Here is a 14,649-nt window from a genome sequence, read left to right on the forward strand (position 1 = left end):
CTGGCCGCCGTCCGGCGCCGTCTGAGCGTCGACCTGGCCGCGTCGGAGGGCCCGGTGCTGCACGGGGCGAACGGCGCACTGTACGGGCTGAGCGACGACGGGGTCCCCGCCGACGCCGTGCTCGCCCCCCTCGGGATCACCGGCATCTCGCAGAAACCGGAGGGCGGCGCCCAGCACCCCAACGGCGACGCGCTCACCGTCGCGGAGTCCTTCTTCCGCAACGGCGGCGGCGAGATCCAGGTGCTGCTCCAGGACGACTACGCGCAGTGGCCGTACGAGGACCTGGGCATCGACGACCACCTGGCCCGGGTGGAGAAGATCGTCCGGGAGATCGCGGGCCGCCCGGACCGGGACCGGTTCGTCTACGTCCCGTTCAACGAACCCGACCAGATCTGGTACGGCCTCGACGCCGCCGATCCGGCGGAGTACGCGGCGGGCCGGGACCGGTTCCTGCGGGACTGGCGGACCGTGTACCGGCGCATCCGGGAGCTCCACCCGGGGGCGCGGATCGCCGGGCCCAACGAAGCCGCGTACCACGCTCGTCTGCTGACCGACTTCCTCGCCTTCGCGCGGCGCGAGGACGTGCTGCCGCAGGTGGTGACCTGGCACGAGCTGGACCCCTCCTCGCTGCGGGACTTCCAGGAGCATTACGACGGATACCGGGCGATCGAGCGGGAGTCGGGCGTCCCGCCGCTGCCCGTCACCATCGACGAGTACGGCAACCGGCGCGACCTGTCGGTGCCGGGACAGCTGGTGCAGTGGGTCGCCATGTTCGAGCGGAACAAGGTCTACGCCCAGCAGGCCTACTGGGACGCCGCAGGCAACCTCAGCGGCACCGTGGTGCGCATGAACATCCCGAACGGCGGCTGGTGGTTCTTCCGCTGGTACGCGGGACTGACCGGCGACACCGTGCGGGTGACCCCGCCCGAGCCGCACACCGTCGACACCCTCCAGGCTCTCGCCTCCCTGGACACCGGTCGCCGCCAGGCCCAGGTCCTGCTCGGCGGCTCGACGGGGGACGCCGAGGTCGTCGTACGGAACGTGCCGCGGGCGGTCTTCGGCCGTACGGTCGTCGCGACCGTGGCCGAGGCCTGCTGGTCCGGGTACGAGGGGCCGCACCCGGCGCCTCGGGTGCTCGCGCGGACCAGGGTGCGGGTGGCCGACGACGGCTCGGTGACCGTGCCGGTGCGCGGTCTGCGCCGGATGTCCGCCTACCGGATCGTCCTCACCCCGGCCGGCCGGGGCACCCCGGCCCCCGCCGACGTCCCCTGGTCGGCGTCGTACGAGGCCGAGGAGGCGGCCGTCACCGGCGGCCGGGTCCGCACCCACGGCACGGTGGACGACGCGGGCGGCTACGCGGCCTCCGGGAACCGCAACGTCGAGGGGCTGGTCTCCCCCGCCGGCCGGGTGGACTTCACGGTGACGGTCCCCGCCGACGGCGGCTACGACCTGGCCGTCCTGTACGGCAACGGGTCCGGCGGCCCCGCCACCCAGTGGCTGTCGGTCGACGGCGGCGCGCCGGTCACGGTGACCTACCCGACCACGCAGAACGCGGCCCACGGCGGCCGCAAGGAACTCCGGGTGGAGCTGACGGCGGGGACCCACGTCCTCACGCTCGCCGCGGGCGAGGGCGAGGTGACCCTCGACCGCCTGGACCTGACCGCACGCACGGGTCCGCCGTGCACCGCGTACGAGGCGACGCTGGCGGAGACCGCCGGTGCGCCGTCGTACGACTACTCCTCGTCGGCCGGGACCGGCACCGGCGCGCTCGTGCTCGGCGCGGGCGACGCGGCGGTCTTCGACGTGTACGCCCCGCGCGACGGCTACTTCACGCTCGTCACCCGCGCCTCGGCCCAGGTGGAGCTCACCCTGCACGGCACGACGGTGACGGCTACGCCCGGGCAGCCGCTGCGGCTGTACCTCGCGGCCGGCAACAACCGCGTCACCGCCACGGCGGGGCGGGCCGCCCTGCGTGCCCTGGAGGTCTCCGGCGACGGCTCCGCGGACGGTGTCCTGGTCCTCGGTGCCGGCACCGCCGTCCTCGCGGACGGGGCCCGGGTCGTCGGCTGCGCCCACGCGCCGGGCGGTCTGCGTCTCACCGGGCTGGGCGGCGACCCTGGCGGGACGGCCCGGTTCCCGGTGGAGGTGTCCCGGCCGGGCCGTCATCTGCTGGTCGTGCACTACGCCCACGACGACCGGCGCGACAACGGCCACTCCTACAACACGGACATCGTCTCGCGGACGGCGCACCTCTCGGTCGGCGACGGCGCCCCGCTGCGGGCGGCCTTCAAGAACACCTGGAGCGGGGACGACTTCTGGACGCTGGCCGTCCCCGTCGACCTGGCGGCGGGCGCGAACACGGTGACGATCACGGGCGCGGCCGGGCCGGCCCCGGACATCGCCCGGATCGACGTGGCCCGGGTCGTGGGCTGAGGCCGGTCAGCCCGCGTACCGGCGGACCGCCTCCAGCAGGCCGTCCACGTCCGCCTCCGTCGTCGCGAAGGACGTGACGAAGCGGGCCACCCCCGGCTCCCAGCGGTCGTGGTAGAAGACGTACCCCTCGCCGAGGAGCCCCTCGGTGATCCGCGCGGACAGCCGGCAGAAGACGATGTTGGCGTCCGCGACGCCGAGCAGGCCCACCTCGGGCAGTGCCTTCAGCCCGTCCTGGAGGCGGGCCGCCATGGCGTTGGCGCGGGCCGCGTTGCGCAGCCACAGGCCGTCGGCGAGATAGGCGTCCAACTGGGCCGCCTGAAAACGCATCTTGGCAGCCAGCTGGCCGGCGCGCTTGGCGCGGAAGGAGAGTTCGGGGGTGAGGGAGCGGTCGAAGACGACGATGGCGTCGGCGGTCATCGTGCCGTTCTTCGTCGCGCCGAACGACAGCAGGTCCACGCCCGCCCGCCAGGTCAGCTCGGCGGGGGTGCGGCCGAGCGCGGCGACCGCCCCGGCGAACCGGGCCCCGTCCAGGTGCAGCCGCAGCCCGGCCTCCCGGGCGAGCGAGCCCAGGGCCCCGATCTCGTCGGGTGTGTAGACGGCGCCGGTCTCGGTGGCCTGGGTCAGGCTCACCACCGAGGGCTCCACGCTGTGCACGTCTCCCGCCTTGTGCCGGACGGCCGCCCGCAGTTCCGCGGGGTCGATCTTGGCGTCCTCGCCGCCGAGCGGGACCAGCTTCGCGCCCGCGGTGTAGAACTCGGGCGCCCCGCACTCGTCGTTGTTGACGTGGCTGTCGCGGTGGCAGAGCACGCTGCCCCAGGGCGGGGTGAGCGCGGCGAGGGAAAGGGCGTTGGCGGCGGTACCGGAGGAGACGAGCAGCAGGTCGACCTCGCGCTCGAATATCTCCCCCAGCCGGCGCCGGACCCCGGCGGTGAGGTCGTCCGCGCCGTAGGGCCGGGCCTGGCCGGCGGCGGCCCGGGTCACCGCCTCGACGATCTCCGGGGAGGCGCCGGCGGTGTTGTCGCTGCTGAAGATGCGTGCGGGAGTGGTCATGGAGGTCCTCAAGGGGTGTCGTTGGCGGCCTGGGCCGGGTCGGCGGCCCTGATCAGCCGGCGCAGTGCGCCGTAGTAGACGTCGTGTCCGGTCACCGCGCGCACGGTCTCGGCCAGATGACCCGTCAGCGCCGGGAACGCCTCGGGGTCGAGGGCGGCGAGCGCGCCGCGGGTGAGGGCGCGGGCGGAGCGGGGGTCCCGGTGGTCGACGAAGCTCGCGCTGCCGAGGGTCAGCAGGTACATCCCGCGGTAGGCGGTGATCGCCTCCTCGGCGGTCATTCCGGCGGCGAGGCTGTCGGCGAGCTGCGGCTCGACCAGCCGGGCCAGCAGGTTCGCACCGAGCCAGGGGCGGGAGCCGCGCAGGACGAGCAGCCCGGGGTGGGCCACCAGCAGCCGGTACAGGGCGGTGAACCGGGCCTCGGTGGCCCGCGCCCAGTCCCCGCCGGGCGCGGGCTCGGGCAGGCGGGCGGCGAGGTGGTCCAGGCAGAGGTCGAGCAGCCCGGACAGATCGGTGCAGCGGCGCTGGAGGGAGGCCAGCGAGATGTCGAGCCGCGCGGCGAGGGCGCGGAACGTGAGTGCCTCGGGGCCGTCCTCGTCCATCAGGAGGAGGGCGGTCTCGGCGATCCGGTCCGGTGTCGCCCGGTCCAGGGCGGGGGTGCGGCGAGGCATGCGGGTCACTGTACGGTACAGCGTATCGAAAGGCGAGGGCGCCGCACCGGCCCGCGGGCGACTGTGCACCGGCGCACGGGCGGACACACCCGGCGGCAGACCCGCGTCTGCCACCCGAACGGACGATCAATTCGGGTAGTGTGCGCCGGAGTTCGCTGCACAGGGCCCCCACAAGAAAGACCTGCACCTGCATGAGTGACATGACCACGCAGACCTCCGCCGACCTCTTCGAGCCCGGCGGCCGACGCCGACACCGCAAGCCCCGGGAGCACGGGACGGGGATGCGGCGGGCGCTCGTGCTCGCCCTGGCCGTGCCGGTCGCCTCGGCGGCACTGTCGGGACCCTCGGCCTTCGCGGCCGGCAAGGACACCGGGACCACGGCCAAGACCGCCACGCTGGACGCCGACGACCAGCAGATGGTCACCAACCTGCGGACCCGTGTCGTCGACACCCGCCTGGGCTCCAACGTCAGCGGTGTGGTCCTGGACGCCGAGTCGGACGCCACCCTCTGGGACCACAACGGCGCCACCGCGCTGATGCCCGCCTCCAACGTCAAGCTCGCCACGGCGACCGGCGCCCTCACGATCCTCGGCCCGGACCACCGCTTCACCACGAACGTCGTCTACGGCGACGGCAGGCTGACCCTCGTCGGCGGCGGCGACCGCACCCTGACCGGCGCCGACCTCGCCGAGCTGGCGAAGACGGCGGTGGCCGGGCTCAAGGCGGCGGGCCTGACCTCCGTGAAGGTCGCCGTGGACGACAGCCTCTTCCCCGAGCCGAGCCTGGCCAACGGCTGGAACACCGGCTACTACCCCGACTCGGTCGCCCCGGTGCGGGCGCTCGTCGTCGACGGGCAGGGCGTGGACGACACCTCCCTGGACGCCGGGCAGGCCTTCGCCCGGCAGCTCGCCGCACTCGGCGTCACCGTCGACGGGACCGTCACCCGAGCGACCGCGAGCGCACACGACGTGCCGGTGGCCCGGCACACCTCGGCGCCGCTGTCGGACATCGTCCACACGATGCTCAAGAAGAGCGACAACAACATCGCCGAGACGCTGCTGCGGATGACCGCCCTCGGCGCGGGCCGGGCGGCCACCTTCGAGGACGGCACCGCGGTGGTGCGCCAGGTGCTGAGCGAGCGGTACGGCGTGTCCCTCACCGGCTTCGAGATGTACGACGGCAGCGGCCTCTCCCGCGCCGACCGCATCCCCGCGGCCACCCTCGCGGAGATCCTCGAGCTGCTGACGCAGGACCGCTACACGCACACCCTGGGCTCCGTCCTGGACGGCCTGCCCGTCTCCGGCGAGGCCGGCAGCACCCTCGGCCCGGAGTGGGGCCGCTTCGACGACGTGAACTCCCGCTGCGCCGTCGGCAAGGTGCACGCCAAGACCGGCACCCTGACCGGGGCGATCGCGCTGAGCGGCCTCACCCAGGGCAAGGACGGCAAGTGGAAGGTGTTCTCCTTCATCGAGAACGGCTCCACCGCCAACCCGAGCGACATCAAGGACGCCATGGACGGCCTCGCCGCGACCGTGAACGGCTGCTGGGCCTAAGACCCCGCGTGGCGACGGGCGGCGGCAGGCGGGAGTCGCCGCCCGTCCCGGCGGCGACGCCCTGCGATGCTGTCGCGAGCACCCCACCCGGGGGTACTCGAAGGCGTCCGCAGGAGGAGAGCCATGTCGCACGCCCCGTCGAGGTTGCGCCCGCTGCCCGGGCTCGCGGTCCTGGCCGGATACCGCCGTGCGTGGCTGCGCGGCGACCTGCTCGCCGGGGTGACGGTCGCGGCGTATCTGGTGCCGCAGGTGATGGCGTACGCGGGCGTGGCCGGGCTGCCGCCGGTGGCCGGGCTGTGGGCGATCCTGCCCGCGCTCGGCCTGTACGCGCTGTTCGGCTCCTCGCGGCTGCTGTCGGTCGGCCCGGAGTCGACGACCGCGCTGATGACGGCCACGGTGGTGGCCCCGCTGGCCGCCGGTGATCCCGGGCGCTACGCCGTGCTGGCGGCCGCGCTGGCCGTCACCGTGGGCCTGCTGTGCCTCGCCGCGTGGGCGCTGCGGCTGGGCTTCGTCGCGGACCTGCTGTCCCGGCCGGTCCTGATCGGCTATCTGGCGGGCGTGGCACTGATCATGATCGTGGACCAGCTGCCCAAGCTGACCGGCGTGAAGACATCGGGGTCGAAGTTCTTCCCGCAGGTGTGGTCGTTCCTGACGCACCTCGCGGACCTCCACCTCGCCACCCTGCTGTTCTCGGTCGGCGTCCTCGCCCTGCTGCTCGCCGTGGCCCGCTGGTTCCCGAGGCTTCCGGGACCGCTGCTGGCGGTGGTCCTGTCCACCTCGGCGGTGGCCCTGTTCGACCTGGACGGGCGCTACGGCCTGAAGGTGATCGGCGAGATCCCCTCGGGCCTGCCGAGCCTGTCCTTCCCCGACCTGGCGGACCTGCCGCGGCTCGTCCTGCCCGCGGTGGGCGTGCTGCTGGTGGCGTACACCGACTTCGTGCTCACCGCCCGCGCCTTCGCCGACCCCGGGGCGGAGGGCCCGGAGCTCGACGCCGACCAGGAGTTCCTGGCGCTGGGCACGGCCAACCTGGGCGCGGGCGTGCTGCACGGTTTCCCGGTGAGCAGCAGCGCGAGCCGCACGGCGCTCGCCTCCTCGGCCGGCGCCCGCAGCCAGGCGTACTCGCTGTGCGCGGGGGCGGTGGTGCTCGCGGTGCTGCTCTTCATGGGGCCGCTGCTGGCCGACACCCCGTCCGCGGTGCTCGGCGCGCTCGTGGTCTATGCCGCGCTGCGCATGATCGACCTGGCGGGCTTCCGCCGGCTGGCCTCCTTCCGCCGCCGTGAACTGCTGCTCGCCCTCGGCTGTCTGGCCGGTGTGCTGGTTCTGGACATCCTGTACGGCGTGCTGGTCGCCGTCGGCCTGTCGGTCGCGGAGCTGCTGACCCGGGTGGCCCGTCCGCACGACGCGGTGGAGGGGCTGGTGCCCGGTCTCGCCGGGATGCACGACGTGGACGACTATCCGCAGGCCACCACGATCCCGGGGCTGCTGGTGTACCGGTACGACTCGCCGCTGTTCTTCGCCAACGCGGAGAACTTCCGGCACCGGGCGCTGGCCGCGGTGGACGGGCAGCGGGAGCCGGTGCGGTGGTTCGTGCTGAACACCGAGGCCAATGTGGAGGTGGACATCACCGCGCTGGACGCGGTCGACGAGCTGCGCCGTGAACTCGTCCGGCGTGGCGTGGTGTTCGCGCTGGCGCGGGTGAAGCAGGACCTGCGGGGCGACCTGGACGCGTACGGTCTGACGCGGTCCGTCGGCGAGGAGCTGATCTTCCCGACGCTGCCCACCGCGGTGGCCGCCTACCGGCAGTGGCGGACCGATCGGGCGGAGCCGTCCTGACCTCGGCCGGAACACGGCCCCCCGGCCAGGGTCAACTTCCCATGGGGCTTCCGGACTTGACGCTTCATCATATAGTGGCCGACTACGCGTGGTGATCCGTTGTCCCCGCCACGCGGCCGCCCCACCCGAAAGGCACGACCCTGCGGAACGACCCGCACAGCCGCGGCTCCGACTCCTTCGACCCCCTGCCCTCGCCCCGCCGGTCGGTGTTCTCGCCCGCGGCCGACGTCATCGGCTCGGAACTCGATCTGCGGCTGACCGGCAGCCATGTCGTGCACGCGCTGACACCCGGATTCTGCGACGCGGCCTCCCTGTACGTCCTGGAGCGCTGGCGGCGCGAGGAGGACGCGCCGCCGGCCTCGGACGCCCCACTCGTCGAGGCGCGACGGCTGGCGCTGCGCGTGGGGCCCGGGGCCGCCGAGGACTGGGAGCGGGCGCTGCCGGTCGGGGAGATGGTGTCCTTCCCGCGCGACACGCCGTACGCGCAGGCCCTGACGGCCGGGCACGCGCAGGTGCTGGAGCGGGTGGACCCGTACACGGCCGAGCGGCTGACGGCCGCCGGGGACGGCGAGGCGCGCCGCGGCGATCTGCTGCGGGTGGGGTCCTTCCTGGTCGTCCCGCTGCGGCTGCGGGGCGTCCCGATCGGCTTCATGACCTGCACACGCGGTGCGGGGCGGGCGCCGTTCCGGCCCGTGGACGTGGCCGCCGTGGAGGCGCTGTCCGCCCGCGCCTGTGTGGCCCTGGACAACGCGCGGCGCTACGAGCGGGAGCGCCGTATGGCCTTCGCGATCCGGGACAGTCTGCCGCCGGGGCCGGCGCAGAAGCTGGAGGGGTGCCGGATAGCGCACGGCTGTCTGCCCGCCGGGAGGGGCAGTGTGGTCGGCGGCGACTGGTACGACGTACTGCGGCGGCCGGGCGACCGGGTGGGTCTGATCGTCGGGGACGCCATGGGGCACGGTCCGGAGTCGGCCGTGGCGATGATCCAGCTGCGGACGGCCCTGCGCACGCTGGCGGGTCTGGACATCCCGGCGGAGGAGGGCATCCGCCGGCTCGACGCGCTCGCCAGCGAGACGCCCGGGGCCTCGTTCGCGACCTGTGTGTACGCCGAGTGGGACGCACGGGAGCGGACCTGCTCCCTGGTCGGGGCGGGCCATCCCCCGCCGCTGCTGCGCGGCCCCGACGGGCGCACCTCCCCGGTGGCGCTGACCGCGGCGGGCCTGCCGCTCGGTCTCGGCTCGGGCAGTTATGAACCGACGGTGCTGACCGTGCCGGAACCGGCCCTGCTCGCGCTCTACAGCGACGGTCTGGTGGAGTCGCGGGAGGCCGACATAGACCAGGAGATCGGACGGCTGGCACGGGCGCTGGACGAGGCGGTCGCCGGGGCCGACGCCGGTGACCCCGACAGGCTGCCCGACCTGTGCGAGCGGCTCCTGCGGCTGCCCTCGGGCGCGCCCGGCACCGACGACCGCACCCTGCTGCTGGCCGAACTCACCCCGGCCGCGCGTTGATTCCCGGCCGAGCTGTCGACCATCTTGACGTGTTCATCACCGCCTGTTGAGCATACCCGAGGCCGATCGCTTCCGGTCGGTTCCGCTCCTCGGTCCAGGGGGTTCCGTGTCCGGGCGGCAGGGCGTGATCCGGGCGACGGCGGCGGTGCCCCCTGTTGCTCGGCGCAGGTCTGCCCACCGTCTCCGCCCCGGCCGCCGTCGCGGACACCCCGGCGACGGAGCCGCGCTCCTCGGCGGGCGGCGGCTGCGGCTGCGGCTGCGGCTGCGGCATGAACCGTACTCCCCGGGCCGCTGCCCGCGTCCTCGGGCGGGTAGGGCGGCTCAGGGCTGCGAGGTCTCGGACTCCAGGACGGCCCTGGTCGTCTGCCCGTAGACGCCCGACTCCTCCATGAGGAGGAGCCGGGCGAGTTGGTAGCGGCGGACGGCGCTCTCGACCTCGCTGCCGTACCGGCCGTCGGCGTCGCCGCCGTAGAAACCCACCCGGGCCAGACGCCGCTGGAGTTCGGTGACCTCGGGTCCGCTGTCACCGGGCCGGAGCACGGGGGCCTGGCCGCCGGAGGTGCTGGGCGCGGGGGCGGCGGTGGAGGTGGCGCCGGTGGCGGTCGGGGACGCCGACGGCTCGGCGGACCCGGTGGGGGCGGTGGCGCTCTCGGAGGGGGTCTCGCTCGGCGACGCGGTCGGGCTCGTGGACGTCCGCGTGGGGGACGCCGTGGCGGACGGTGGGGTGGTGACCGTACCGGTCCCGGCGGCTCCGGCCGGGACGCTCACCCGGACGTCGTCGGGTCCCGCGTCCTGGCGGGCGGGGCTCTGGTAGGTGAACAGGGCGGCGACCGCGCCGCCCGTCACCAGCACCGCGGCGGCCGCCCCGACCCCGCTGAGCTGCACGAGCCGCCGGGGTCGCCAGCGCTCCGCGGACGCTTGCGGCGCTCCGCTCTCCTCGGCCTCCGCCGTCCTCCCGGTGTTCTGCGCGACCGGCTCCGGCACGGCGGTGACAGCGGCCGTGGTGATCGGCCCGGCTAAGTCCCCGGCCCCCTCCTCCGCGACCGCCGGTTCGGCGAAGGGACGTATCCGCAGGGGGTCGAAGTCCTCGGCGGCCGCCGTCTCCGCCGCCCGGTTCTCCAGGTGGGCGTCGGCCGCGCGGCGGGCACAGGAACAGGCCGGACTGCCGTCCGCCGCCCTGGGCACACCGCATTCGGGGCAGACCAGACCAGTCGGTTCACTCACGCGCCGTTCCTCTCCCTGCGAATTACAGAATTCAACCAAACGTTCTGCACCGAATCCCCGCCGGACCGCCGGGAAACAGCCACCCGGGCCACCAGAGATAAATATTCTGTATGTGCGGTAAGGGGTTGATCGTCCTATTCTGATCTCGTGAGGACTCGGGGCAATCTACGGCCGGTCCTGAGGCCGGCAGGAATCGAGCTGCTATGGCTGAGCGGCTGAAAAGATCGGCACTGGTCGGCGAGGTGTCGGCCGAATTCGCCGGAACCATGGTTCTCATCCTCTTCGGCTGCGGCGTGGTGGCCCAGGTCGTGGCCGGCGGAGGACTGACGACACCGCCCGGCGGACTGGGAAACCACGACAGCATCGCCTGGGCCTGGGGCCTGGGCGTCACCCTGGGCGTCTACGTCGCCGGCCGGCTGAGCGGCGCCCATCTCAACCCCGCGGTGACGGTCGCCCTGGCGACGTTCAAGGGTTTCCCCTGGAAGAAGGTGGGACCCTACGTCGTGGCCCAGTTCCTCGGCGCCTTCGTCGCGGCACTCATCGTGCGCTGGAACTACACCGAAGCACTCGGGAAGTACGACCCCGGCCACACCATCAAGTCGCAGGGCGTGTTCTCCACGCTCCCCGCCAACGGCAATCCCAATCTGCCGGTCCACGAGTGGGGGGCGTTCCGGGACCAGATCATCGGCACCGCCATTCTGCTGCTGCTGGTCCTGGCCGTCACCGACCTGCTGAACAACCCGCCCCAGGCGAACCTGGCCCCCTTCATCGTCGGCCTGATCGTCGTGGCCATCGGCATGGCGTGGGGCACCAACGCGGGCTACGCGATCAACCCGGCACGTGACTTCGGCCCCAGACTCGCGAGTTTCATCACGGGGTACGGCACGGCCTGGAGAGATCAATACGGCAACTTGTACTTCTGGGTGCCGATCATCGGTCCGCTGATCGGCGGTCTGCTCGGCGCGTTCCTGTACAAGTTCTTCGTCGGCCGGTTCCTGCCCACGGCGGAGCCCGAGCCTCCCGGTCGTATTCCGGCTCCCGAGGAATGACACCCCCGACAAAAGAGGCGGCATCCCCATGGCGGACTTCGTGGGAGCGGTGGACCAAGGCACCACCAGTTCCCGTTTCATGATCTTCGACCACAGCGGCAACGAGGTGGCGAAGCACCAGCTGGAGCACGAACAGATCCTTCCCAAGGCGGGATGGGTCGAGCACGACCCGGTGGAGATCTGGGAGCGCACCAACTCCGTGATCCAGAACGCCCTGCGACACGGCAACCTGTCCCCGACCGACCTGGCCGCGATCGGCATCACCAACCAGCGCGAGACCACCGTGGTGTGGGACCCGCGCAACGGGCGGCCGTACTACAACGCCATCGTCTGGCAGGACACCCGCACCGACTCCATCGCCGCCGCCCTGGATCGTGAGGGCAAGGGCGACGTCATCCGCCGCAAGGCGGGGCTGCCGCCGGCGACGTACTTCTCCGGCGGCAAGATCCAGTGGATCCTGGAGAACGTCGACGGCGTCCGTGAGGCGGCCGAACAGGGCAACGCCATCTTCGGCAACACCGACGCCTGGGTCCTGTGGAACCTGACCGGCGGTCCCGACGGCGGCATCCACGCCACCGACGTGACCAACGCCAGCCGCACGATGCTGATGGACCTCGAGACCCTCGACTGGGACGACGAACTGCTCGGGTTCTTCAGCATCCCCCGGTCCATGCTGCCGAAGATCAACCCCTCCTCGCACGCGGAGGCGTTCGGGACCACCCGGACCTCCCGCCCGCTGCGCGAGGCCATCCCCATCGCCGGTGTGCTCGGCGACCAGCAGGCGGCCACCGTCGGCCAGGTCTGCTACGCGCCGGGCGAGGCGAAGAACACCTACGGCACCGGCAACTTCCTGGTGCTCAACACCGGTACCGAGCTGGTGCGTTCGCAGAACGGACTGCTCACCACGGTGGCGTACCAGTTCCAGGACAGCCCGGCGATCTACGCCCTGGAGGGCTCCATCGCGGTGACCGGGTCCGCGGTGCAGTGGCTGCGCGACCAGTTGAAGATCATCAGCAGCGCGCCCGAGAGCGAGACGCTGGCCCGCGGCGTCGAGGACAACGGCGGCTGCTACTTCGTCCCGGCGTTCTCCGGTCTGTTCGCCCCGTACTGGCGTTCCGACGCCCGCGGCGCGATCGTCGGGCTCGCCCGTTACAACACCAACGAGCACCTGGCCCGGGCGACCCTGGAGGCCATCTGCTACCAGAGCCGCGACGTCGTCGAGGCCATGGAGCAGGACTCCGGGGTCCATCTCGACGTCCTGAAGGTGGACGGCGGGATCACCGGGAACGACCTGTGCATGCAGATCCAGGCCGATGTGCTCGGCGTGCCCGTGAGCCGTCCGGTGGTCGCCGAGACCACCGCGCTCGGCGCCGCCTACGCGGCGGGCCTCGCCACCGGCTTCTGGCAGAGCCAGGACGAACTGCGCACCCACTGGCAGGAGTCCAAGCGCTGGGAGCCGCAGTGGTCGGAGGACCAGCGCGCGGAGGGCTACGCGGGCTGGAAGCGGGCGGTGGAGCGCACGCTCGACTGGGTCAAGGTCGAGTAGCGCCCCGCCGGGCAGCCCCCGCGGCTGTCGTCTCCACGGCGGCTCCCGGTCACCTCGGCCGGGGGCCGCCCTCGTGGCGTCAGCGCACGTACTCGATGATCTGCATCATGCCCTCGTCCTCGTGCTGGGACTGGTGGCAGTGCACCATCGAGCGGCCGGTGAAGTCCTCGGCGCGCAGCCGGATGGTGAGCGAGCCGTGCGGCGGGAGGCCCACGGTGTCGTGCCAGACGGGGGTGGCCAGCGGGCGGCCGTTGACCCGGGTGACGAGGAAGTGGTTGGTGTGGAGGTGGAGGGGGTGGTGGGCGTGGCGGTGGGAGTCGTTGGTGACGGTCCACTCCTCGACCTGTCCGAGGCGCACCCGGTGGTTGACGTAGTCGGGCCGGAAGCGGCCCCACTGGGGGTCGGTCCGCGCGGCCCGGGGGTCGCCGGGCGGGGTCTCGCCGTCGCCCAGGATGCGGTAGGCGTTGCGGAAGTCCCCGGAGAAGACGTTCTCGTAGCTGCGGAAGATCAGTGAGCGCCTGCGGGTGGGTTCGGGCAGGGTGGTGGGCCGGCCGGGCAGCCGGGTGGGCAGGGCCATCGAGCGGGGGGTACCGGTGACCTTGAGGGTCATCAGCGGCTGGGACACCCCGCCCGCGGTGAGCCGGTAGGTGCCGGGGTCGCCGCCGCGGACCAGCAGATCGGCCCGGCCGCCGACCGGGAGCTGGAGGTCGGTGACGGGGACCGGCTTGGTGAACGTGATGCCGTCGGCGGCGATCTGCTGCGTCTGCTGGCCCTCCAGGGTCAGGTAGAGGGTGGTGAGCGCCCCGGCGTTGACGATCCGCCAGCGCTGGACCTCGCCCGGGGCGATGGTCAGGGTGGGGTTGGCCGCGCCGTTGACCAGGAAGGTCGAGGGGATGCCGTCGTAGGTGGTGTCCGAGGTCAGGTCGGGCACCTTGCCGCCGGACACCTTCAGCTCGTTGATGCAGACGACGAGGTCCTTGGCCGCCGCGACCTCGGGCACCGCGTCGATGTCGCCCTCCACGATGATCACCCCGGCCAGGCCGTTCAGCAGCTGGGTCGCGGTGGATCCGTGGTGGTGCGGGTGGTACCAGAAGGTGCCGGCCGGGTGGTTGAGGGGGATGTCGACGACACTGCTCCAGCTGGTGGCGGCCTTCCCGGAGGCGGCGGGCTCGAAGGAGCGGAAGACGTTGTCCGCGTCGCCGGTGGGGGCGACGTGCATGCCGTGCAGATGCAGGTTGAAGGTGTTGAAGCCGTGCGGGACGTTCATGCCGAGGTCGTGGTGGGCCGCCGCGGGGTTCGGCGGGAGCGCGTTGACGTGCGTGAGGTGCAGGGAGTCCCCGGGGCGCACCCGCAGGGTCGGCCCGGGCAGGGAGCCGTCGTAGGTGCGGGTCAGGACGGTGCCGACGCCGGGCAGCCGCTGCTCGGTGAACCCGACCGTCAGCCGGGTCTCCAGCCGGCGCGGGCGGGGCCGGACGGTCCGGATCGCGGGCTGCGGGAAGGGGGCCGCGTCGGCCGCGCGCGCCGCCGCGGGCGCGCCGGCGTGTGCGCCGGTGGCCCTCCCCGCGATGACCGCCCCGGCCGCGAGCGGCAGGCCCTTCAGTACTCCACGACGCGGCACAGATGCCATGAATCGCCTCCAGGACGGCAGCGGTCAGACCATCGATTCGGACACACCACACCCCTTTCATCACGGAGTGTGATCATAGTGTACGGGGAGTAGTCCTCGGCGCACGGGTGGCGCGGCCGTTCGGACGGACCGATCGGGCGCCTTGGGGGCTCCGGCCG

The 14,649-nt window shown here is 73.0% G+C and carries 10 protein-coding genes; 6 read left to right on the top strand and 4 right to left on the bottom strand.

Annotation, left to right across the window (positions count from 1 at the left end):
* A complete protein-coding gene (locus tag AQJ58_RS30210) occupies positions 1–2,433 on the top strand; it encodes a cellulosome protein (protein WP_234360353.1) in 2,433 nt (810 codons plus the stop codon).
* A gap of 6 nt (positions 2,434–2,439) precedes the next feature.
* Here the strand turns inward: AQJ58_RS30210 and AQJ58_RS30215 are convergent, their stop codons facing one another.
* Positions 2,440–3,483: a threonine aldolase family protein gene (locus tag AQJ58_RS30215; protein ID WP_067255885.1), complete on the bottom strand. Its 1,044-nt coding sequence runs from the start codon at positions 3,481–3,483 to the stop codon at positions 2,440–2,442.
* An 8-nt stretch (positions 3,484–3,491) separates the two neighbouring features.
* The gene (locus AQJ58_RS30220) at positions 3,492–4,151 is read right to left on the bottom strand and encodes a TetR/AcrR family transcriptional regulator (RefSeq protein WP_067256282.1); all 660 of its coding nucleotides are present in this window, start codon (positions 4,149–4,151) and stop codon (positions 3,492–3,494) included.
* 200 nt (positions 4,152–4,351) lie between these two features.
* On the opposite strand from AQJ58_RS30220, the gene dacB reads away from it, so the two are divergent.
* The 3 genes from dacB (at position 4,352) to AQJ58_RS30235 (ending at position 9,045) form a co-directional block, all read left to right on the top strand.
* The gene (gene dacB / locus AQJ58_RS30225; protein WP_420712193.1) at positions 4,352–5,704 is read left to right on the top strand and encodes a D-alanyl-D-alanine carboxypeptidase/D-alanyl-D-alanine endopeptidase; all 1,353 of its coding nucleotides are present in this window, start codon (positions 4,352–4,354) and stop codon (positions 5,702–5,704) included.
* A gap of 123 nt (positions 5,705–5,827) precedes the next feature.
* Positions 5,828–7,537: a SulP family inorganic anion transporter gene (locus AQJ58_RS30230; protein WP_067255889.1), complete on the top strand. Its 1,710-nt coding sequence runs from the start codon at positions 5,828–5,830 to the stop codon at positions 7,535–7,537.
* Between the two features lie 206 nt (positions 7,538–7,743).
* The gene (locus AQJ58_RS30235) at positions 7,744–9,045 is read left to right on the top strand and encodes a PP2C family protein-serine/threonine phosphatase (RefSeq protein WP_107122194.1); all 1,302 of its coding nucleotides are present in this window, start codon (positions 7,744–7,746) and stop codon (positions 9,043–9,045) included.
* A 321-nt stretch (positions 9,046–9,366) separates the two neighbouring features.
* Here the strand turns inward: AQJ58_RS30235 and AQJ58_RS30240 are convergent, their stop codons facing one another.
* Positions 9,367–10,269: a peptidoglycan-binding domain-containing protein gene (locus AQJ58_RS30240; RefSeq protein WP_067255892.1), complete on the bottom strand. Its 903-nt coding sequence runs from the start codon at positions 10,267–10,269 to the stop codon at positions 9,367–9,369.
* A gap of 203 nt (positions 10,270–10,472) precedes the next feature.
* Between AQJ58_RS30240 and AQJ58_RS30245 the strand changes: the two genes are divergently transcribed.
* Positions 10,473–11,318, top strand: a complete 846-nt coding sequence (locus tag AQJ58_RS30245) for an MIP/aquaporin family protein (RefSeq protein WP_067255894.1) — start codon at positions 10,473–10,475, stop codon at positions 11,316–11,318.
* A 28-nt stretch (positions 11,319–11,346) separates the two neighbouring features.
* Positions 11,347–12,864: a glycerol kinase GlpK gene (glpK, locus tag AQJ58_RS30250; protein WP_067255896.1), complete on the top strand. Its 1,518-nt coding sequence runs from the start codon at positions 11,347–11,349 to the stop codon at positions 12,862–12,864.
* A 79-nt stretch (positions 12,865–12,943) separates the two neighbouring features.
* Here the strand turns inward: glpK and AQJ58_RS30255 are convergent, their stop codons facing one another.
* Positions 12,944–14,491 (bottom strand): multicopper oxidase family protein, encoded by a 1,548-nt coding sequence (locus AQJ58_RS30255; RefSeq protein ID WP_079079332.1) that lies wholly within the window; start codon positions 14,489–14,491, stop codon positions 12,944–12,946.
* Positions 14,492–14,649 lie beyond the last annotated feature (158 nt).

The sequence above is a fragment of the Streptomyces sp. DSM 15324 genome (genome assembly GCF_001514285.1).
GTDB lineage: Bacteria > Actinomycetota > Actinomycetes > Streptomycetales > Streptomycetaceae > Streptomyces.